Origin of the sequence: Sphingobium sp. UBA5915 (genome assembly GCF_002431195.1) — a bacterium.
Taxonomy (GTDB): Bacteria; Pseudomonadota; Alphaproteobacteria; order Sphingomonadales; family Sphingomonadaceae; genus Sphingobium; species Sphingobium soli.
On sequence record NZ_DJDV01000049.1, the window covers coordinates 69,966 to 89,196 of the forward strand.

At 62.6% G+C, this 19,231-nt stretch carries 29 protein-coding genes and 1 tRNA gene; 11 read left to right on the top strand and 19 right to left on the bottom strand.

Annotated elements, in window-relative coordinates; translation table 11 throughout:
- Positions 1-37 precede the first annotated feature (37 nt).
- Positions 38-712, top strand: coding sequence for a DUF6891 domain-containing protein (locus B2V90_RS07060; RefSeq protein ID WP_293920622.1), 675 nt, complete (start codon positions 38-40; stop codon positions 710-712).
- Positions 713-863: 151 nt separating this feature from the next.
- Here the strand turns inward: B2V90_RS07060 and B2V90_RS07065 are convergent, their stop codons facing one another.
- A complete protein-coding gene (locus tag B2V90_RS07065) occupies positions 864-1,154 on the bottom strand; it encodes a helix-turn-helix domain-containing protein (RefSeq protein WP_228221340.1) in 291 nt (96 codons plus the stop codon).
- Positions 1,155-1,242: 88 nt separating this feature from the next.
- Entirely contained in the window at positions 1,243-2,199 is a 957-nt protein-coding gene (locus B2V90_RS07070) for a 2-hydroxyacid dehydrogenase (protein ID WP_228221341.1), read from the bottom strand.
- Positions 2,200-2,269: 70 nt separating this feature from the next.
- Between B2V90_RS07070 and metX the strand changes: the two genes are divergently transcribed.
- Together metX and metW are read left to right on the top strand one after the other, a co-directional pair.
- Positions 2,270-3,406: a homoserine O-acetyltransferase MetX gene (metX, locus tag B2V90_RS07075; protein WP_009823189.1), complete on the top strand. Its 1,137-nt coding sequence runs from the start codon at positions 2,270-2,272 to the stop codon at positions 3,404-3,406.
- The gene (metW, locus tag B2V90_RS07080; RefSeq protein WP_228221342.1) at positions 3,403-3,993 is read left to right on the top strand and encodes a methionine biosynthesis protein MetW; all 591 of its coding nucleotides are present in this window, start codon (positions 3,403-3,405) and stop codon (positions 3,991-3,993) included. The genes metX and metW overlap by 4 nt, the downstream gene beginning before the upstream one ends.
- A gap of 52 nt (positions 3,994-4,045) precedes the next feature.
- Here the strand turns inward: metW and B2V90_RS07085 are convergent, their stop codons facing one another.
- Positions 4,046-4,561 carry an outer membrane protein assembly factor BamE gene (locus tag B2V90_RS07085; protein WP_157078296.1) on the bottom strand — a complete coding sequence of 172 codons (516 nt, stop codon included), beginning with the start codon at positions 4,559-4,561 and terminating at the stop codon, positions 4,046-4,048.
- Between the two features lie 166 nt (positions 4,562-4,727).
- Here B2V90_RS07085 and B2V90_RS07090 point away from each other — a divergent pair, with 166 nt between their 5' ends.
- The 4 genes from B2V90_RS07090 to dinB are packed head-to-tail and all read left to right on the top strand — an operon-like array spanning position 4,728 to position 7,571.
- Positions 4,728-5,252, top strand: coding sequence for a ubiquinol-cytochrome C chaperone family protein (locus tag B2V90_RS07090; protein ID WP_228221343.1), 525 nt, complete (start codon positions 4,728-4,730; stop codon positions 5,250-5,252).
- Positions 5,249-5,770, top strand: coding sequence for a DUF177 domain-containing protein (locus tag B2V90_RS07095; protein ID WP_228221344.1), 522 nt, complete (start codon positions 5,249-5,251; stop codon positions 5,768-5,770). The genes B2V90_RS07090 and B2V90_RS07095 overlap by 4 nt, the downstream gene beginning before the upstream one ends.
- Positions 5,771-5,804: 34 nt before the next feature.
- Entirely contained in the window at positions 5,805-6,449 is a 645-nt protein-coding gene (locus B2V90_RS07100; RefSeq protein ID WP_228221345.1) for a hypothetical protein, read from the top strand.
- A gap of 39 nt (positions 6,450-6,488) precedes the next feature.
- On the top strand, positions 6,489-7,571 hold the full coding sequence (gene dinB, locus B2V90_RS07105) for a DNA polymerase IV (RefSeq protein WP_228221346.1): 1,083 nt from the start codon (positions 6,489-6,491) through the stop codon (positions 7,569-7,571).
- An 8-nt stretch (positions 7,572-7,579) separates the two neighbouring features.
- Here the strand turns inward: dinB and B2V90_RS07110 are convergent, their stop codons facing one another.
- A complete protein-coding gene (locus tag B2V90_RS07110) occupies positions 7,580-8,401 on the bottom strand; it encodes a DUF1134 domain-containing protein (protein WP_228221347.1) in 822 nt (273 codons plus the stop codon).
- A 228-nt stretch (positions 8,402-8,629) separates the two neighbouring features.
- Between B2V90_RS07110 and B2V90_RS07115 the strand changes: the two genes are divergently transcribed.
- Positions 8,630-8,721: transfer RNA gene (locus B2V90_RS07115), tRNA-Ser, on the top strand.
- A 108-nt stretch (positions 8,722-8,829) separates the two neighbouring features.
- On the opposite strand, the gene B2V90_RS07120 is transcribed toward B2V90_RS07115, so the two are convergent.
- The 4 genes from B2V90_RS07120 to B2V90_RS07135 all read right to left on the bottom strand — a co-directional run bounded on the left by B2V90_RS07120 (position 8,830) and on the right by B2V90_RS07135 (position 10,691).
- A complete protein-coding gene (locus B2V90_RS07120) occupies positions 8,830-9,021 on the bottom strand; it encodes a hypothetical protein (RefSeq protein WP_293920628.1) in 192 nt (63 codons plus the stop codon).
- A 109-nt stretch (positions 9,022-9,130) separates the two neighbouring features.
- Entirely contained in the window at positions 9,131-9,460 is a 330-nt protein-coding gene (locus B2V90_RS07125; RefSeq protein WP_293920631.1) for a hypothetical protein, read from the bottom strand.
- Positions 9,457-10,014 carry a hypothetical protein gene (locus tag B2V90_RS07130; RefSeq protein ID WP_293920633.1) on the bottom strand — a complete coding sequence of 186 codons (558 nt, stop codon included), beginning with the start codon at positions 10,012-10,014 and terminating at the stop codon, positions 9,457-9,459. The genes B2V90_RS07125 and B2V90_RS07130 overlap by 4 nt, the downstream gene beginning before the upstream one ends.
- 26 nt (positions 10,015-10,040) lie before the next feature.
- Positions 10,041-10,691, bottom strand: coding sequence for a hypothetical protein (locus tag B2V90_RS07135; protein WP_293920635.1), 651 nt, complete (start codon positions 10,689-10,691; stop codon positions 10,041-10,043).
- A gap of 286 nt (positions 10,692-10,977) precedes the next feature.
- Here B2V90_RS07135 and B2V90_RS07140 point away from each other — a divergent pair, with 286 nt between their 5' ends.
- The 3 genes from B2V90_RS07140 to B2V90_RS07145 all read left to right on the top strand — a co-directional run bounded on the left by B2V90_RS07140 (position 10,978) and on the right by B2V90_RS07145 (position 13,042).
- The gene (locus B2V90_RS07140) at positions 10,978-11,334 is read left to right on the top strand and encodes a DUF2513 domain-containing protein (protein ID WP_293920638.1); all 357 of its coding nucleotides are present in this window, start codon (positions 10,978-10,980) and stop codon (positions 11,332-11,334) included.
- A gap of 53 nt (positions 11,335-11,387) precedes the next feature.
- On the top strand, positions 11,388-11,813 hold the full coding sequence (locus tag B2V90_RS23135; protein ID WP_414711581.1) for a type II toxin-antitoxin system PemK/MazF family toxin: 426 nt from the start codon (positions 11,388-11,390) through the stop codon (positions 11,811-11,813).
- 479 nt (positions 11,814-12,292) lie between these two features.
- Entirely contained in the window at positions 12,293-13,042 is a 750-nt protein-coding gene (locus B2V90_RS07145; RefSeq protein WP_293920641.1) for a hypothetical protein, read from the top strand.
- Positions 13,043-13,085: 43 nt separating this feature from the next.
- On the opposite strand, the gene B2V90_RS07150 is transcribed toward B2V90_RS07145, so the two are convergent.
- From B2V90_RS07150 to B2V90_RS07200, 11 genes are all read right to left on the bottom strand, one after another.
- Complete coding sequence (locus B2V90_RS07150; RefSeq protein ID WP_293920643.1) at positions 13,086-13,523, bottom strand: hypothetical protein; 438 nt, start codon at positions 13,521-13,523, stop codon at positions 13,086-13,088.
- A gap of 56 nt (positions 13,524-13,579) precedes the next feature.
- Positions 13,580-14,353, bottom strand: a complete 774-nt coding sequence (locus B2V90_RS07155; protein ID WP_293920645.1) for a hypothetical protein — start codon at positions 14,351-14,353, stop codon at positions 13,580-13,582.
- Positions 14,350-14,646, bottom strand: a complete 297-nt coding sequence (locus B2V90_RS07160; RefSeq protein ID WP_293920646.1) for a hypothetical protein — start codon at positions 14,644-14,646, stop codon at positions 14,350-14,352. Before B2V90_RS07160 ends, B2V90_RS07155 begins: the two co-directional genes overlap by 4 nt.
- 6 nt (positions 14,647-14,652) lie before the next feature.
- Positions 14,653-15,042, bottom strand: a complete 390-nt coding sequence (locus B2V90_RS07165) for an HK97-gp10 family putative phage morphogenesis protein (protein ID WP_293920677.1) — start codon at positions 15,040-15,042, stop codon at positions 14,653-14,655.
- 10 nt (positions 15,043-15,052) lie between these two features.
- Positions 15,053-15,328, bottom strand: coding sequence for a hypothetical protein (locus B2V90_RS07170; protein ID WP_293920648.1), 276 nt, complete (start codon positions 15,326-15,328; stop codon positions 15,053-15,055).
- Positions 15,329-15,686: 358 nt separating this feature from the next.
- Positions 15,687-15,962 (bottom strand): hypothetical protein, encoded by a 276-nt coding sequence (locus B2V90_RS07175; protein ID WP_293920650.1) that lies wholly within the window; start codon positions 15,960-15,962, stop codon positions 15,687-15,689.
- Between the two features lie 187 nt (positions 15,963-16,149).
- Positions 16,150-16,389, bottom strand: a complete 240-nt coding sequence (locus B2V90_RS07180; RefSeq protein WP_293920653.1) for a hypothetical protein — start codon at positions 16,387-16,389, stop codon at positions 16,150-16,152.
- Positions 16,382-16,801, bottom strand: a complete 420-nt coding sequence (locus B2V90_RS07185) for a hypothetical protein (RefSeq protein ID WP_293920655.1) — start codon at positions 16,799-16,801, stop codon at positions 16,382-16,384. The genes B2V90_RS07180 and B2V90_RS07185 overlap by 8 nt, the downstream gene beginning before the upstream one ends.
- 8 nt (positions 16,802-16,809) lie before the next feature.
- Entirely contained in the window at positions 16,810-17,664 is an 855-nt protein-coding gene (locus tag B2V90_RS07190) for a hypothetical protein (RefSeq protein ID WP_293920657.1), read from the bottom strand.
- Positions 17,665-17,675: 11 nt separating this feature from the next.
- The gene (locus B2V90_RS07195) at positions 17,676-18,428 is read right to left on the bottom strand and encodes a DUF2213 domain-containing protein (RefSeq protein ID WP_293920659.1); all 753 of its coding nucleotides are present in this window, start codon (positions 18,426-18,428) and stop codon (positions 17,676-17,678) included.
- 459 nt (positions 18,429-18,887) lie between these two features.
- The gene (locus B2V90_RS07200; protein WP_293920661.1) at positions 18,888-19,130 is read right to left on the bottom strand and encodes a DUF2442 domain-containing protein; all 243 of its coding nucleotides are present in this window, start codon (positions 19,128-19,130) and stop codon (positions 18,888-18,890) included.
- Between the last annotated feature and the right edge of the window lie 101 nt (positions 19,131-19,231).

The following is a 19,231-nucleotide window of genomic DNA, read 5'->3' on the forward strand; positions in this document are numbered from 1 at the left end:
GACCCAATGCAACGCGACGCAGGAGGCAGGACGGCGCATGTTCGAGGCTTTGTGGAAACGGATTTTCGGGACCAGAGCAGCGAAAGCGGAGCCGCAACGGCCCGCCCCCACGGAGGAGGCGCCCTATGATCCCGTGACGGCGCTGCGCGACCAGATGCGGCGCGACGTGCTGGGCGGCTATTTCGACGATGACGCCATTTTGACCAATGCCCACGACCTGTTCGAGGAAGAACTGCCCCGCCCGACGCTGCGGCGCGAAGCGTCGGCGGCGCTGCGCGAGGCGTTGGCCGAGCATCGCGCCGCCGAGCAGGGCTGGACGCAAATGACCGATTGCGACCGGCTGGAGCTGGCCTTTGCCGCATTGGAGGCCGAGGGCATCATCGCGCGGCAGAATTTCACTTGCTGCGCCAATTGCGGCGCAAGTGAAATATGGGAAGAGATAGAGGCGGCGCAGGCCGAGGATATCGCGGTCCAAGGCTATGCCTTTTTCCATATGCAGGACACCGAGGCGGCGGTCGAAGGCCATGGCCTCTATATGAGCTATGGCGCGTGCGAGCAGGGCGAGGCAGCGCAGATTGCGGTCGGCTATCGCATCGTCGCGCAGCTGGAGGCCCATGGCCTGGAAACCCGGTGGGACGGCAGCTGGAGCCAGCGGATCGGCGTGCCGATGAATTGGCAGAAGCGCCGCAGCGCGGTGCTGCTGGAGGAATGATCCGGCGCGCCGGCCCCGCCTGTCAAAGTTCATTCGATATGCGGTTTTTTGGCCCGAAGCGACCATAAGGCGACCGCGAAGCGACACCGAAGCGACAGGTGGGCGACAGGTAAAACTGGCCGGACTCGCGGGGTGGAGCGGGCCATTGCCGTCAGCGCGTGCCCGTGTCGATGGCCGCGCGGGCGGCAGTCCAGACCAGCGGGTCCGCAGTCAATCCGGCATGCATGACCAACGCCTCTTCCCACTGCCGGTCGAAGGCGGTGCCGGCGAGCCGGTGCCGCAGGCGATGCGCGCTGGAACGCGACATGCCGACCGTGCGCGCCGCGCGGGCGACGCTGCCGCTTTCCATCAGGGCGGCGAGAAACTGGCACTGGCGCGCGGGCGTCCAATAGGCGCGGCGGTGGCGCGCGGACGCGCGCGAGCGGTCAGGCATCTGGTCCATGGGCAAGGATGAACCAAAATCGGCCAATGTAGGAAAGCGATTTTCCGCAGCGTTGCTGGTTAGACCGCCCAGCGCAACTCTGGCCGCGTCAGACGACCGGGGTCGGCAGCGGATCGCCCGCGAACCACGCATCGAGATTGGCGACGACCAGATCCGCCATCGCCCCGCGCGTATGCACGGTCGCGCTGCCCTGATGCGGTTGCAGCACGACCTGGTCCATCGCCAGCAGCGCGGGCGGCACATGGGGTTCGTGCGCGAACACGTCCAGCCCGGCGCCAGCGATGCGCCCGTCCGCCAGCGCGGCGACCAGCGCGTCTTCGTCGATCACGCTGCCCCGGCTGATATTGACGATGACGCCCTGTGGCCCGAGCGCGTCCAGCATAGCGGCGTCGACAAGGCCGGCGGCTTCCGGCCCGCCGGACGTGGCGACGATCAGCATGTCGCTTTGCCGCGCGAAATCGATCGCATCGGCGACATAGCGATAGGGCGCGTCCTTCGCCTCGCTGCGATTATGATAGAGGATTTCGCCCGCCTGCCGTTCCAGCCGCCAGGCAATGGCGCGGCCGATGCGGCCCAGGCCCAATATGCCGATGCGTGATCCGGTGACGCGCGCGGACAAGGGCGGCTTTTTACCCCGCGCCCAGTCGCCCGCCCGCACCAGCCGGTCATTGGCGGGGATATTGCGCACGGTGGCATAGAGCAGGCCGACGGCGAGGTCGGCGACATCGTCGGTCAGCACATCGGGCGTGTTGGTGACGCGAATGCCCTTCACGCGCGCATGATCGACATCGACCTTGTCATAGCCCACCGAAAAAAGCGCGACGATTTCAAGCGCGGGCAGCGCGTCCATGATGGCGGCGGGCGCGCCCACGGAGCCGAAGCTGACCAGTGCGCGGGCGTCCCGCACCTTGGCCGGCAGGGCGTCGAGATCGGCATCAGCCGCCACCGCATGGACCGTGAAACGGGCTTCGAGCTGCTGCATCAAATAGGGATAGAGCGGGCCGTAGGCGACGATGCCGGGGCGTTGGGTGTCTGTCATGGTCATCCATCTAGGCAGTGTCGCGCCGCCATGCCAGATTGACAGGCCTTCGCGCCAGTCCTAGCGCGGGCCGACCATGGCCAGCCTTCCCCGATCCGATGACAGCCGTTTCGGCCTGCGCCGGCAGGTTCGCCTGGCAGGCCCGATCGCCCTTTCGAGCGGCGCCAGCCTTGGCCCGGTCGACATCGCCTATGAAACCTATGGCGCGATGAATGCCGACAAGTCGAACGTCATCCTGATCTGCCATGCGCTGACCGGCGACCAATATGTCGCGTCCGATCATCCTGTGACCGGCAAGCCGGGCTGGTGGTGGCGGCTGGTGGGGCAAGGCAAGCCCGTGGATCCGGCGCGCCATTTCATCATCTGTTCCAATGTCATCGGCAGCTGCATGGGATCGTCCGGCCCGGCGAGCGTCGATCCAGCGACCGGCGAACCCCATGCCATGCGTTTCCCGGTGCTGACCATCGCCGACATGGTGCGCGCACAGGCGGCGTTGCTGGATCATCTGGGGGTCGAGCGGCTGAGCGCGGTGATCGGCGGGTCGATGGGCGGCATGCAGGCGCTGACATGGCCCACCCTGTTCCCCGACCGGGTCGAAAGCTGCGTCGTCATTGCATCGACCGCGCGGCACAGCGCGCAGAATATCGCCTTCCACGAAGTCGGGCGGCAGGCGATCATGGCCGATCCCAACTGGCGCGGCGGCGATTATTATGCCGACGGGATGGTGCCGAGCGCGGGCCTGGCCGTGGCGCGGATGGCGGCGCACATCACCTATCTGTCCGAAGCGGGCCTCACCGAAAAATTCGGGCGGCGATTGCAGGGGCGTGACGCCAAGACGTTTGGGTTCGACGCGGATTTCCAGGTGGAATCCTATTTGCGCCATCAGGGGTTGAGCTTTGTCGACCGGTTCGACGCGAACTCCTATCTCTACATCACCCGGGCGATGGATTATTATGACATTGCCGAGGATCATGGCGGGTCGCTGGCGCGCGCCTTTGCCGCGACCAGGGCGCGGTTCTGCCTGGTGAGTTTCGATACCGACTGGCTGTATCCGACCGCCGAATCGCGCGCGATCGTCCATGCGCTCAACGCCGGGGGCGCGCAGGCGAGCTTCGTCGAATTGTCGAGCCCGTTCGGGCATGACGCCTTCCTGCTGGAATGTCCCGAACTCAACCGGGTGGTGGACGGGTTCCTGCGCGGCGGCCGGGCATGAGCGCACTGCGCCCAGACCTGGCGCTGATCGCGCGGACGGTGCGGCCGGGGGCGCGGGTGCTGGATGTGGGCTGCGGCGACGGCGCGCTGATGGCGGAGCTGCGCGACCGGGCGCAGGCGGATGCGCGCGGGCTGGAGATCGACGCATCCAATGTCGCCGCCGCCGTCGGGCGCGGCCTGTCGGTGGTGCAGGGCGACGCTGACACCGACCTCACCTATTATCCCGACGCCAGTTTCGACTATGCGATCTTGAGCCAGACGCTCCAGACGACTCGCCGCCCTGACCTGGTGGTTGAGGAATTGCTGCGCATCGCCACCCAGGCATTCGTGTCCTTCCCCAATTTCGCGCATTGGCGCGGGCGGCTGTCGCTGATGTGGGGGGGGCGGATGCCGGTGACGCGGCTGCTGCCCGACACCTGGTATGATACGCTCAACATCCACCATGTGACGGTGGATGACTTTCGCGCGCTGGTGAAGGAGCGCGGCTGGCATATTGACGGACAGTGGTTTTTGAAGGGCGACCGGGAAACCACCCATGCGAACGCCAACCTGTTCGCCGAACATGCTGTGTTCCTGCTGCGGCGATAAGAACATGCGACACCCGGCTCCTCTGCTGAGGACCCGGGCGTTGCAGAGGCGTTTAGCTGCCGTTGGGGCCGCCGCCGGGGCCACCGCCACCGCCTGCGCCGCCCATGCCGGCCGCACCGACCGCGCCGATATTGCCGAAGATTTCATCAAACAGGCTGCGATGGCGACCGAGCGTGGGCGTGGTCGCGCCCATCGGCGAGATGTTGGCGACCTTTTCCAGGCCCATGCGATCGACCGCGACGACATTGCCGGCAGGATCGAAACGGACGCGCAGCACGGTCTGATCGACCGGCTTGGGACTGGAGAAAGCGAGCGCGCGCATGTCGCGCGACACATAGTACCAATCCTGTTCGCCAAATTGCGACACGAAGCTGGGGCGGCCCAGCGTGCCTTCCACCGACGCGCGATTGTCGATGCCGGGCTGAACCGAATCGACCAGCAGCTTGTCGACCTGATAGCCCTGATGCGTGCGGATGCGGGTGCAGGCCGATGTGCCGACCAGCAATGCGCCAAGGCCGATGGCGATCAGGATGCGCCCACGGCGGGAATGGCGGCTGAACTGGGGCATGAACGTCTCCTGCGGGGGCATGGCCCGCGAACCCGATAAAAGTGACGCCGCCATTGCATTGGGCGGCGCTGCGATCAATATGGAAATGCGCAGGGTCCGGCAAGGGGCGAGCGCATACCGGTCGCCGCGCGCGACCATTCCATCCGTCACGAAAAGCCCGATCGCCATGCCCAATGCCCCCTCCTTCCTTCAGCGCCTGCTGGGCCGATCCGACCCGCGAGAGGGGCTGGCGCCGCTGTACAACGCCATTGTCGGCGAAGGGCGGCAGCCGCACTGGTATCTGGACGGCGCGGTGCCCGACACGATCGACGGGCGTTTCGACATGATCGTGGCGATCATAGCGCTGGTTCTGATCCGGCTGGAGCAGCAGAACGCCGCGCAGGAAAGCGCCTGGCTGACCGAATTGTTCGTCGACGACATGGATGGGCAGTTGCGGCAGGAAGGGATTGGCGACGTGGTCGTGGGCAAGCATGTCGGCCGGATGATGAGCGCGCTGGGCGGCCGGATCAGCGCCTATCGCGCAGCATTGCAGACAGGAACGGGACTGGACGAGGCGCTGCGCCGCAATCTGTATCGCGGCGCGGAGGTGCCCGATGCTGCGGTGGCTCATGTGGAAGGCGCGTTGCGGGAACGCTGGGTGCGGCTGGGCTGCCTGTCGCGCGACGCGCTGCTGGCAGGAGATATAGGATGACGACACCCGAATTTTCGCGCCCCGTGCGCGCCGAACAGATCCGCCGCATGACAGGCGATGTGCATATCGCGGCGGATGCCGACGAGCGGGCGGCACTGGTCCGACGGTTCGGCCTGGTGACGCTGGACCGGCTGGAGGCGGACTATGCGCTGAGCGAAGAGGACGGCGCGATCCTGGCGCGCGGCCGCGTGCGCGCCAGCCTGGCCCAGCCCTGCGTCGCCACCGCCGAACCGGTGCCCGAGGTAATCGACAGCGATTTCACCCTGCGCTTCGTCGTCGAGGAGGGCAGCGCGGTCGAAGGCGAGGATCTGGAGCTGGACGCGGAGGATGTCGACACGATCGGCTATGACGGGCAGCAGATCGACATGGGCGAGGCCGTGGCCGAGACGATGGCGCTGGCGATGACGCCCTACCCCCGATCGCCCCAGGCCGATACCGCGCTGAAAGAGGCCGGGGTGCTGAGCGAGGAGCAGGCCGGCCCCTTCGCCGCGCTGCTGGCGCTGAAAGGCGAAGGCTAAGGAACTTTGCCACCCGCCCCTGCGTCGGTAGGCCATGCAACGCGCGCTCACCCTCATGCTGCTGATCGCCCTTGGGGGATGCGATGACGAGCCTGCACACAGGCAGGACGGCGCCACGGTCGCGCGGATGACGGCGGCATCGGCAATGCCAACGCCGCCCGCGTCACGATCGACGAAGGCACAGCCCGCGCCCGCATTGGTCGGCGCGGATGTCGCGCGCGCGCAATGGGCGCGGTCAGACGATGGCAAGAGCGGCGAAAAGCCCCGCTGCGCGCCGCTTGCGCTCGCCAGCGCGGCGGGCGCCAATGGCGTGCCCCGCGCCGCCGATTTCAGCGGCGGCTGGGGCGTTGCGTTTGACCTGCCCAATCTGCGCAGCGCCTATGGTTTTGCCGGGCCGGGCGTGCTGCCCGATGACGAAATCCCAGCCGAAGCGCAGCGCGACCGGCTGGAGCGGCAATGGCCCTATATGCAAGCGCTGGACCAGCTGCCCGCCCCATCCTTTGCCGGATATGGCTTATCGGGTGCGGAGCCTTATCCTGAGGACAATCCCGAAGGCCATGGGCTGCAATCCATTGCCTATGTCCATGTCGGGGGCCAGACATGCACCTATAATGTCTGGAGCCGCATCAGCCGCGCGCATTTGCAGGCGCTGCTCGGCAATCTGCGGCTACTGGACTGACGTTTCCCTTTCGTTCTTGCCTGTGGCATGAGATGCGCCATGGATTCGCCCGCGCCGCGCAAGATCATCCATGTCGATATGGACGCATTCTACGCGTCGGTCGAACAGCGCGACGACCCGTCGCTGCGCGGCCTGCCGATCGCGGTAGGCGGCGGCGGACCGCGCGGGGTCGTGGCGACGTGCAGTTATGAGGCGCGGACATTTGGCGTACGGTCGGCCATGCCGGGCGCCAGGGCGCGGCGGCTCTGCCCCGACCTGCTGTTTGTCAAACCCCGCTTCGAGGTGTATCGCGCGGTGTCCGTCCAGATTCGCGAGATTTTCGCGCGCTTTACCGACATGATCCAGCCGCTGTCGCTCGACGAAGCCTATCTGGACGTGACGGTGAACAAGCCGGGCATCGCATCGGCGACGCGGGTCGCGCAAGAGATACGCCGGATGATCCGCGCGGAAACCGGGCTGACCGCGTCGGCGGGCGTATCCTACAACAAGCTGATCGCCAAGCTGGCGTCGGACCAGAACAAGCCCGATGGCATCTGCGTCGTCCGACCCGCCGAGGGCGCGGCCTTCATCGCCGCGATGCCGGTGCGGCGCATCCATGGCGTGGGGCCGGTGACCGCCAGACGCATGCAGGCGCTGGGCATCGAAACAGGGGCGGACCTGCGCGCGCGCGACCTGCCCTTCCTCCAGGCGCATTTCGGCAGCGCGGCGGACTTCTATTATCGCGCGGCGCGCGGCGAGGATGATCGTCCGGTGCGCGAGCGTCAGTCGCGCAAGTCCGTGAGCGTGGAAGATACGTTTTTCGACGACCTGACCGATCGGGACGCGCTGATGACGGAGCTGGACAGGATCTCGGCCAGCCTGTGGACCCGGATCGAAAAGGCGCAGGCATGGGGCCGCACCGTGGTGCTGAAGGTCAAATTCGCCGATTTCCGCATCATCACCCGGTCGCGCAGCTTTGCGAGCCCGGTGCGATCAGCCGAGCAGCTGGCGCAGGCGGGACGCGAATTGCTGCTGGCGCAATTGCCGCTGCCGCTGGGCGCGCGGTTGCTGGGGCTGGGCGTCCATAATCTGGAAGGGGACGACGAGAGCGAAGGCGACGCGCAACTGGCCCTCGCCCTGTAAAGGCCGCCTTAGAAAGGCAGCCAGTTCCGCTTTTCGCTGAACTTCATATAGCCAGCGTTGACGCCCAGCCGATAGCCCACGCCCAGACGGATCGGGATAAGCACCACATCGCCCCAGCGCAGATAGGAGGCGGTAAAGCCGCCGACCAGATAGGCCGTGCCCTCCGCCGCCGGGAAGCGGTGATAAAGATCCTGCGTGTCGTAGAGATTATAGACCAGCACGAAGGTGTTGGACGCATTGCCGCCAACGTCGAAGCCGATCGACGGGCCGGTCCAATAGACTTCGCGCTTGCCCTCGATCTTGTGGTTGAGCGTGCCCGATCCATAGCGCAGGCCCACGACGAAGGCGCCCGACGCCTCGCGGCCCGCGATATAGGCATTGGGTCGGCCCTGATCCTTCAGAATTTTCTCGATGATGCCGGCAAGCCCCTCCGCGCCCTTGCCAAAAACGCCTTCGGCCGCGCCGATCAGGTCGTCTTCCTGGTAGGATTCGCTGGGGGAGATTGCCGCAGGCGGCGACGCCTGGGTCACCGGCGCGCCGGTAGCGGTAGTGCCCTGCGTCGGCGCATTGCTAACCGGAGGAGGCGCACCGGCGGGCGCAGCATAGGGCGCGCCATTGCCCTGATTCACGGTGGGGTCGACGCCGGGATCGGTGGGCGCGCTGCTGGCTGGCGGGGGTGGCGCCAGGTCGGCGTCGATCGCGGTGTTCGGATCGACAGTGCGGACCTGCGCCGAAGCAGCGATCGGCGTGAGCGCCATGCCGGCCACCGCTGCCGCCAGCCCCGCCGCGCGCGCCAAGCGGGCGCCCATGCGCCCAAAAATGCCGATCATGCCCGAAACTCCCCGAAAATCCGCTCTCAATTCCATCCTGTAGAGTATCAACCGCGAAGCTGAAACGACAATGAACGAACGGCCAATCGAGTCGATTTCGGGCCGGATCGAATCCGCCGCGACACAGGCTGCAAAAATCGTCGCGCAGACCCGTTGCCATGCCGCAAACCGCTCGCTATAGGCCCTTCCCTAGCCACTGCCCGCCTTTCCCGGTGGGCAAATTCGTGCGGAGACGTGGGTGAGTGGCTGAAACCAGCGGTTTGCTAAACCGTCGTAGCCTGAATGGGCTACCGAGGGTTCGAATCCCTCCGTCTCCGCCACCTTTCCGTCTTGAACGTTGAAAAGGTGGCATTTTTTTGATTGCTCGATTTCCTTCCCCACCGTTTCACCCACATGCGTTTTTCGCTGGCATCCTCGGCCATGAATGCTCACCGGCGGCCCGAGTGGAGCGGCGCATGAGGCTCTATCTCGTTGACCTGCCCCTCGTCCTCGACATTGCCGCCCGGCCAGTCGTCCTCCTCACGGTCTGAGTCGCCGTCAATGTCGTCCATACGGTTGATCGCGCAGTGTGCGATGCTTGCGAGGTCGATCCGGCCCAGCCTCGGCAGCGCTTTCAGCATGGCTGTCACTGTTGGCGTAGGCTGGAGCCGGCGACGATCAGGGCGGCGAATCCAGGGGCGGCGGTGCCGCCGGCGGTAGGGGGTGGCCCAGGGCTTATTGCAAGCCATATCAGCGCACTTCCTGTTCGATGCGATCAAGGTAGGCGAGCAAGCGGCCGCGCGTGACATCGCGCAGCTTTCGCCCTCCCCTGATGTCGCGAACCAGATTGGGATCGCTGACCGCGTTCCTCCCAATTCTTGTTTCATTTAGGTCGTGCGTGTGGATCAGTCGATCGATGCGAGGCAGCAGATCGACCGCCGGCCGTGCGGCGTGGGTATGACCCTTAAACGGTCGGACTCCCTTTCGGCGACGACCTGGCCGAAGCGAGAGTATGAGCCGGCGCTTCGGAGGCCTCGGCACGAATGCGAGCGCCGCGTAATTGTGGCGATAAACAATCATGCCAACCCTTCCCCGACGATCGACGCCAGCAACACAGCGTAGTCCCCATTATCGTCGCCATAATGGTCGATGATCATCTGCAACTTGTGCGCGATGATATCGGGATCACGTGACGGATAGGCCAGGATCGCCCTGATGGCAGCCATGTGAGCCGAACAAGCGCTCTCATGGCGCTGATCGACTTCAACCAAGCCGGTTTCCACGCGCAGCCGGCCGTCTAGCTCTTCGCGTTCCGCTCGCATCCTCTGATTTTCGGCGTTCCATTTCTTAATTGCGTCCTGCACGCGAGCCTCAAGGCTGAGCGCGCTTTCGCCTTCGATAGGTGGCACATGCGGCAAGGCTCTATGGGCATCGAAATCCCGCTGCCATGCACGCTCAGCCATCTCCCGCGCATCAAAGAAACGATCATCTGCGGCCTCTTGGACAGCACACATATGGTCGAACTCCGCAAAGGTTCGGCGCTCATCAGCCAAGAGGGAAAGCCAGTCGGGATGCTGGGTCGCAGCAGGAGTGGCAAAGGCAGGGGCGACGATAGCGACAGGCGCCACCGCCAAGCTGGCGATGAATCCACGGCGACTAGTCATGCCCGCCCCTCCCCCGAGATGCGGAGAAGGTCCGCTCGCAAGGTTTCAATATCGACCTGGCCGCTCGTCTCCTCGATGAAGTCGACCTTGGCCACGAGATCGGTGATGGTACGAGCCTCGAACAGCTCAACCAAGCAGAGAGCCTCAAAAGCGGCGTCGCTCAGGCGATTGTTTTCCTCCAGCAAAGCGCTGATGCCATGCTTTTGATCGACGGATACCCGCTCGGCTTCGCGCTCAGCAACGAGATTGCGCAGTTCCGCACAGCACGCTGCATATTCTTGAGAGTATAGCGCGGCGGGCTTCATCTCGACGGCGGATTTTGCCGCTGCCACCTGATCCGGCCGCGCCGTTGAAAGGTGCCGTACCTCGCCGAAATAGCGATATCCGGCCTTGGTCGTTTTATGGGGAATGGCCTCGACCGCTGCCTGCCATGCGTCCCGTGCAGGCTGAAAGACACGCTCGCCGTGCGCGGTGCAGGCCGACGCCTTTGCGTGATAGTCGGAAATGAGGTTCGACAGTTCAGCGCTGGGCCCGGCGGACGGACAAACCAAAAGCGGAGCCGGGCTTACGGCGGCAGGTGCAGCAAGGACAGGTGTTAGGAAAAGCGCGCGCGTGACGGCGCGCCTAGACAATGCTAGGTCGGTCATAGCTTCAATCCCTCGTAGGCAGGGGTTGCGGTCAGAGCCGTAGGAGAGTTGGCGCTTTCCTATGGCTCGCTCTCGTGGTACCACCAACGCATGAGCACGTCAACTCGTGGCACCACGAAAAAGCAGAGACCTGATCAGCCTGGCACGTCAATCAATGTCCGCCTGCAGCCGGCCGACCTTGAAGCGCTGGACGGATGGATCAGCACGCAGGGCGATCGGCCTTCGCGACCCGAGGCGGTACGCAAGCTGATTCGCTTGGGCATGACTGCTCAAGGGGCATGATCCTATGAAGCGCGACATGGACAAGGTTCGCAACATTTTGCTGGCGCTTGAAGAAAGGCAGAAGCCGTACTTCATGATGATGAACCCCGAGCTTATCGGCGGAATCCAATCTACTGGGGAGATGGTCGAGTATATCCTGATGCTGCGATCGGGCGGATTGCTAGACGAGCAAGGTGGTCAAACTTATCGCATCAGTTGGAGGGGGCATGAGTTTCTTGACAGCGTGCGTGACCCTGAAATTTGGAGCAAAACAAAAGAGGGTGTAGCTAAAGTGGGGGCGTTTTCTTTCGGTATGATCGCGGAAATTGCCATCGGTTATGCTAAGGCGAAAGCCGCGTCGCTGGGTTTACCCATGATTTGACAAGCTTCATATCAAGACTAGAAACTTTAGGCGGCCTAACTTATTAGTCAGCTATGCCATTGAAGTATTACCCTCGGGAGGGGGAGATAGTCGTTTGCGACTATCACGGATTTACAGCCCCGGAGATGACAAAGGCTCGCCCCGTCATCATTGTTTCTCCACGCCTTCGCCGCCGGGGCGAGTTGGCATCCATCGTTCCTCTGAGCACCACTGCGCCCGACAGCGTCGAGAATTACCATTGCCGGATCGAATTGATTGCCCCTCTTCCCGCGCCGTTCGATGCTGAAGTTATGTGGGCCAAATGCGACATGATTTCGACGGTCTCGCTATCCAGGCTCGATCGGTTTAAGAAACCACGCGGCCTAAATGGTGCTCAGCGGCTGTGGGCGACAGGGCAACTCAGCTCGGATCAGATACTTAACGTCAAAAGAGCAGTTCTCTGCGGACTAGGCTTCTCTTCATTGACGATTCATGTGTGAATCCCTATATGGCTCTCGTCCCCGCTCTGCGAAGGCATCGGGCTTGGAGACTGTCCAGAAATGGGCAGCCGGTTCTGCGCTGGCGATAACAAGCTTGCAGGACCGTAGACTTATTAAAGGCCTCAGGGAAACCTGGGGCCTTTTTGTGCCGTGGCGGCCGGCCGCGTGATAACGTTGGCATACTGCAATAGAGTAATACAGCAGAGCATCCGTCCGCCGAATTGTGACAGCCGATCCGTGAAATCCAACGATCTTCCCTGATGGGGCTCAGGACTTCCCACTGAGGCTCCCACGGCATCGCCTTCGCAGACCTTGTTGCGCGATGATTGCCTGCCGCTTACCATCCGGGAGTGCCTACTCCCATAGAAGCCTTCCGCACAAAGTTTGGTCTCGGGATAGCCGACCTTGCGACCAGCCTCGGCGTGTCCGAGACCCAGATGAGGAAATGGGAGCGCCGTTTGGAGGAGATACCGCCAGACATGCTCCGAGAGATGGCGGTAATGCACGGAGTGACCGTCAGTTTCATTCTGGGGAAGCAGGCCCCTGTCGAAAAATGGGGCAGCCTGCCGTTCGCTATCAACGAGCGTGAGGATCTTTACGGTACGCTCCGCCTCACATTTTCAGATGGCACCACCGGGGAATATCCGATCGGTGAAAAAAGTCGCCGATCGATCCTCCACCAGCTCGGCCGGCGGTCGCTCGTGGATTGCGATAATAGCCCTGGTGAAGAACCTTGGTTGTATTTCTGGACACTGGACGATCGCATAGCAATCGCGCGGATGGCCTTTATCGCTGAGATCGCACTCCTGAGTGATGACGAGATTGCCGCGCCCTATCATGCTAACCCTGAAATTTATCGTCTTCTGGCGACCGCAGAGCCCTATGAGCCGCTAACGGTCAACGGCCGGGCAACCGCTGCTGCAATGGCTGCGCATTTCGATATGGTGGGTAGCGAGGAAGCAGCCATCCAACAAGCTACGCACGCGCTGCTTGTGTTCAAGGATGGTCGAGAACTGTATTCGTCATGCAGCAATCCCGACGAGGCTCTTGGCTTCTTCGCTATGGACCTCTGCGCGGGATCAATCCCCACCTCGGCCTTCCTACAGATCGAGGATACCACCGACTATCATGAGGCATACTTTGTAAACATGGATGCGATACGCTTCGTCAGCATCCCTTCTGAAGCGTATCACCGTCATACCGCGCCGGAGGAAGGAGAGGATGAATAACCCTCCATTCGCGGCCGCTCTAGCACCCGGTTGCCCTACAGCCTTACTGAGCTGACACCATATCCGGTGCCGCGATCTCTTTACGCTCGTAGTCGGCGCTATGCTCATTGTATGTTTCGGCGTCGACGATCTGCAGATCCGCGCGCCCCGTCAACATGCCGGTCTTGATGACGCAGCGGACATACTTCGTCTGGCCAGGGTTAACATTGACATCAACGCTCGATGTCTTGTTTGTGAGAATGTAGCTCCCCGCTGGCACGGGCCACTCGGCATACTTATTGCGGCCCAGCTCCACGATTTCCTTTCCCTTATACCTGAAAGGGCACCCGAGCCCCATGCCCATGAGCGCCCCCTGACGATACATGATGATCTTCCCCATGGCTTGCGGAGTAGCGGCAGGCATGGCTTGGGTATTGGCGTCTTGCGCAAGCGCAGGCGTTGAAAACGCGACAAAGGACGCGATGGCCAAAAACTTAATCATGGTAGACCCCCTGCCAGAATTAGCCGCGATTTCATGGCGCTCCGCCGTGAGGGAGTCTAGCAATTATTCGTAGCGCTCAAGCGAATGGTTTTGATCGGCCGAAAGGTCTGACGGTTCCAGGCTATGACTCGATCATACACCCCTAGCCGGTCGCCTTTCTGCAAATCGATCCGCTTCCCGACACGGTCAGGCCAGGATTTGAGGGTAACATGGCTGATGCCTTCACGGGTCACGCAGGTTAGGACAGCTTCGCCGCCAACGACTGACGCTCCACCCCCCACCATCATATCGATATCCTGGCGCTGCGCCTCGACAAGTTCAACGCCCTGGGTAATTGGATTCCACTGACGTGGATCGCAAAAGTCTGTTTCTGCCAACCTGAAATGCCGAACCTCATCGAACGCGGTCAGGGACTTGCGCGTCGGCACGAGGGTGTAAGGCGTAGCGCGAAAGAGTTGCGTATCGTTCCCGATCCCCCAGCCCAAAGCGCGCCCTGATTTCGGGTCAAAAGCGACAATTGCGGCTGCTGACGAACCGCACCCACCTTCCGCTCTCGACGCCGCTTCTGCAGCCCTGAAAACGCCTGGCATGGCAACGAGGAAATCCTCTAGCGTCGAAGCGCAAATACGGCTCAGAGGCCGGCGAATATGCCCGGTAAAGATGCTGCCGCTGGTCGCTATAGCGGCATAAGCGCCTCCTCCTATCGCGATGCCGTGCACTTTGGGTCCAAACGCCTCAATTGCTCCGGTGACGCGATTAAAATATCCTGTGTCAGTGAGCAGAAATGCGGATTTTGCTCGCTCCTGCACGATCAGATTCATTGCGGTCATTGCGATATCCCCGTGTCATCTGCTCCCTCAAACAGATTGCTCCCATGAGGTCGCGGCTTCAACGATACGGAGGAGGTTTGAGGTTTGTCGAGATTTGGGCCCAACCCTACCAGGCTGCCGGCAGATTGAATGCCAGCGGCAGCGAGACTGACGGTCAGGCCGGAATAGAGCGCGGAGCCGACAGCGCCCAAGGTTCCGATCAGCGCGCCGCTAAGCGCCTGGCCCACGCCGGGCACGAAGTTGACCGCGACGGCTGCGCCGATCGTGATGATGTTGCCAAGCGTCTTACCCATCTTGCCTTACCCCTTGGTCACACGCTTCACGGCCTCGACCACAAGCGCGGTTGCTTTCTTGCGATTCTTTTCAGCCGCCGGCTGCATGAACGGACGCGCCGCCATTTTCGACGTGCCGAACTCCAGTGGTGCGCTGTATTGCGCGTTGCTGCTTACCTCCGCCGTGTCCAAACCAGTACGCCTGGCGGTGATGTTGTCGCTCAGATGGCCTGTATCGTAGTTGGGGGCGGATCCTGGCGCGCTGGGGGTATGGTTCCTGCCCGACACACTACCTTCGCTGATGCTTACCTGAGCGTCGACCTTGATAAGATCGGCGGCGGCAACGACAGCTTTTCCAACCTCCCGCTTCATGGCAGGCGACCTCAATTGTCTCAGGCGGGCCTTGTGAGATTTCATCCCCGAGATTTTAACCAAAGTGAGACTCCTTTTTCAGGATCGAAGTGTGCGCGATGTGGGAATCACAGTGGGGAATGAAGCGGCCGGCGTCTTCACACGACTGCTTTTCCGCTACTAAGTTGACTGAATTGGCGGACATGGCCTCCGCCGCCTCAGGATCGAAGCGGATCAACCAGGCGAGCTGCTGGGTTTCTGAAAGACATGCTTCCCGCTCCCAGACGGGCACGAATCGGGCCTCAGGCGGATATGTAGCGGCGATCCTGCGTGCTGCGACAACGTCAAGCATGGCCATCCTCCTTATCAGGAGCCGCAAAGCAGGACTGCCAAGCCCATGGGATCAAATTTGGCCTTTTAGCCGCCAGCGCGGCAGCGCGATCGGGCTGACCACTATCAGTCATGATCCTCCGCACCTCCGCCGCTAAATTGGCATTCCACTCAGGGAGGCGGCGACAAGGGCGATTTTTCTCAAGGACGGCAAGGCGTCGGGACAGGTCACGCATGACACCACCTCCCGTTATCGAGGAGCGCCACGATCGCCTTGCCGGCGCGGGCGATAATGGCCCAGCCGTCATGCTGGGTATGCTGGAACGGGGCCGCGTGCTGCTGCCGACGCTCTAGCCTGGCGAGGCGCTGGCGGTGACTGCTCATGCCACCATGCCCAGCCGCCTGGCATCGATAAGCAAGTCCTCGGCTGACTTTGAGACGGGCAGGCGGGGGCATTTGCAGTGAAGAGACATCAGCCGATCCTCCTCTACGATTTCTTCATCGCTGAGGGCTTCGGCCGTCTCCCGCTTGATCCACAGGCCCAGCACAAAATGCTCTTCGGAGTGGCTCAATGGCCAAGGACAGGCGCACGGCAACATCGCCGCACGGCACGGCGCCCTTTCCAGAGCCGCGAGGCGACGGTGCAACGCGCTCATGGCAGAAGCTCCCCTGAGCAAGGCATCAATTGCCCCGTGCCGGTTTGGACGGGAGGATAGAACGGAGCTAACGGATCGGGGCCTGCGCTGTCCATGATGGCCGCATAGAAGTCATCGAGCGAACCAAAGACCTTGCGGACGTGGGATGCCGCCCTTTCCAGCCGATCAAGGCGCCTCTGCTGGTTTGTCATAACAGCAAGTCCATCGGTCCAACGCTCTGCGCAAATATCCGCGACAGCCAGGGCGGCATCTGGCGCAGCATGGTTTCGAAATCCTTCACTGAGGGAATGCCATCCGCCGGATGCTCGTCAACCAGAGCGGCGCTGTAGCGTGCCACACCGGCAGCGAACTCCGCCTCAGTCATGCGCCCATCCTCACGCGCACCGCGCTCCAGAGCGCGAAGGCGTCGCAAAAATTCATTACCCATGGCCCGCCTCCAGTGCTGCCAACCTGGCTTCGATATCGGCCGTCTCGATCGCCTTTCGATGTTCGGCAAGCATTGCGGCCAGCGCCTGCCCCTCGGCCGGCGTCAGAGCGCCGCCAGCGACCGCGCTCATGATAGAAGCCAACGCGGCGGGGTGGTCGCCAGCGCCATCGATCCTAGGAAGTTGGAACGTGACATGGCGATCCTTGCGAGGTGGCGCGATGCGATCCATACAGATGCGCATCGCAAGCACGTCGCCAGCCAAGGCCATGTCGACGGCTTTCTGGGTCAGCTGTTTGACCTGGCCATCAAGCAACGCTTCGCAAGCCATAGTGGCCTTATGGCGCGTTCCCTTCGCCTTCCCGCGGTTGCCCTTGGTGAACTGGCCTTTGCCGTTGCGGTCACTTTCTGACATCGGCTGCCTCAGATGAACGCTGCGCTCGGCAGACCGATAGTCACGTTCGCTGCGGCGGGCCGGACACGGCAGCCGCGTTCACGCGCTAAATTCGCGCCCTCTTCCGTGAGATAACCGATGATGGGGGCATCGCGAACGGTCCTTGCGCCTTCTCTCGTCGCAAGAGAAATGACCTCGCGATTATCATCGGGGGGAGTCACCACGTATCGGCTCCATCGCGCATTTTCAGCCCGCATCTTTTCCCGGTCCGCGATCATCTGAGCTCGACCTAGATCGAGATTCAGCCGTTGCGGCTTTGGCCAGGCGTAGTCATTGCCCTCGGCGAATGCGGGCAGTCTGGCGTCTTGAAGGCGCCGGACATGAACCCCGCCACGCATGAAATTACCCGGCAGCTCCCGTGCCATCGCCTCGGCACTAATCTCATGAAGGCGAAGCGCCTGAAGGCGTGCGTCGCTCGACTTGATCGCCGACAGAAGGTCGATGATCAACGCTTCAGCGGCGGGCCACTCGGTGCGCAATCGTTCTGCTAACGCATCACGCTCAGCCAGTGCCTCAGCCTTTTCTGCCGCCCGGGCTCGCTGTTCCTCGCTGGCGCGCTTTGCGGTCAATTTGGCCGCCAATTCATCAATCGCGGCCGACATCGCGAGGCTGTTGCGCTTCGCACGCTCGGCCTGCTGAGCGGCCTCGTCACGCTCGATCTCGCTCAATTCGAAGCGGATCGAATCTGCGGTTGCCTGGCTGACGATGCCAATGAAGCGGTCGCGTTCGATCGTGACTTCGGCGATGAGGGCTTCAAGATCGGTAATGGTGACGCGATCCGTTGCCCGGGCGCTTGCGATGCGCTCGTTGAGAGATTTTGCCATGTAGGTTCTCCTTAGCGGTAGCGAGCGGCGAGTGCGGCGTCGCGGACAGCCTTTGCGCTCTGCACACTGGCGTCCTTCCGCCAAGCCTTGCGAGGGTCGTTCTCGATCGCATGGATTTCAGCGGCGGCGCGGGCGTCGACTGCGGCCTTTTGTGCGTCCGTCAGACGCGCCTTGCCAAATGCGGCGTCGCGGACTGACTGGACACTCATGATGCTGCTGTCGTTCGTCATGCTGTCTCCTATGCGGCATTCACTGCCGGCGCGGCCTTGAGGGACAAGTGCGATATGATTGCCACGAATCTGGCGCATGGTGGCTTGGTAGGCAGTGCCGTCCGGAGCCACGCCGTCGCCCCAGACAAGCTCGCTGGTATAGCCGGCGCTCAATTCGCGTGCCCTACCACTGTCGAAGGCGGTGACGGCTGAGGCATCGGCCAGCATGAGAGGAATTTCAACGTAGCCGCCGTCACGGGCGACGCGGCCCTCGGTGAACCCGACACTCACCGATTTCCAGTTTGCGGCAGTGACGCCTTGGTTCGGATGGTCGAGAGTGATCGCCTTGTGAGCGAAGCTAGCCATCGCATCGGCCGAGAAAACCTCATCCTCCGGGCGATAGACGGTCACACTGGGAAGATCGGGGCGGCCGACTTCGGTGCCGGTGTAGGTATAGCATCCGCTGCGGGCGAATTTGGCGACGGCGGCGATCCGTCCATCTGCCAGTCGGCGAACCTTCTCTAGGGGGGCGCGATCATGAAATGTCATCGGCATCTGCCTTGCTCCTTGGCCCCGGACTAGCGAGGGCGGCGCGGCTGACGATATCGCCAGTTAGCGGGAGATTGCGCGTTGGTAGGGCGGCCTTATACGGACGGGAGAATTTTTCGACGGTGGCACTCCCGCCGCGATAGTGAAGCCGAGATCGGAGGAGCTATGCCACTACACATCGTCGACGCTTATCCCGAGAAAAGCTGCGAGGTTCATGTAACCAAAACCGGCAAGACCGTTTGGCAAGCAAGCGGGGAATTTAGAGGTGAGCAGCTCATCGTTAAGGCACGGAGCGAGACAGCAGCGGTACGGCAATGGGTGGAGATCGCGGAGTCGCGTTATCGTTCGAGTTGAAGGCTAACGGTGCCCACTTAGGCAGACGCATAGTCCGCCACTCAGCCTAAATTACCGGCTTGAACGCGCCGTTTTTCCCGAGGCGGGGACAGCGTCCCCACTGCCACCCCATCAGAATCCTGGCGGCGTGCGTGTCACCATGATGCCATCGACCGTGACGCGCTCATCTAGATGGGGCCATACTACAGCGCGTCCATCATCCTCGATCTGATAGTTTGACCGATCGCCCGGCGTGGCCAGCGCCAAGGCGGGGAACCAGTCTATCGGCACCATGACTATCCGATCATCGCCCAGCGCAAATCGTACCTGGCTGCAAGCAAAGGTGACATCGCAGATTCTCGCGTTCACAAACATGGCAGGCCCTCCGGTATCGCCTGGTGCAACGCGCGGGCATATCGGCGGCTTGTGACCTCGCGCCGTGCCCGATCGGCCCTGAGAGTTCGAAGCCGCGCGAG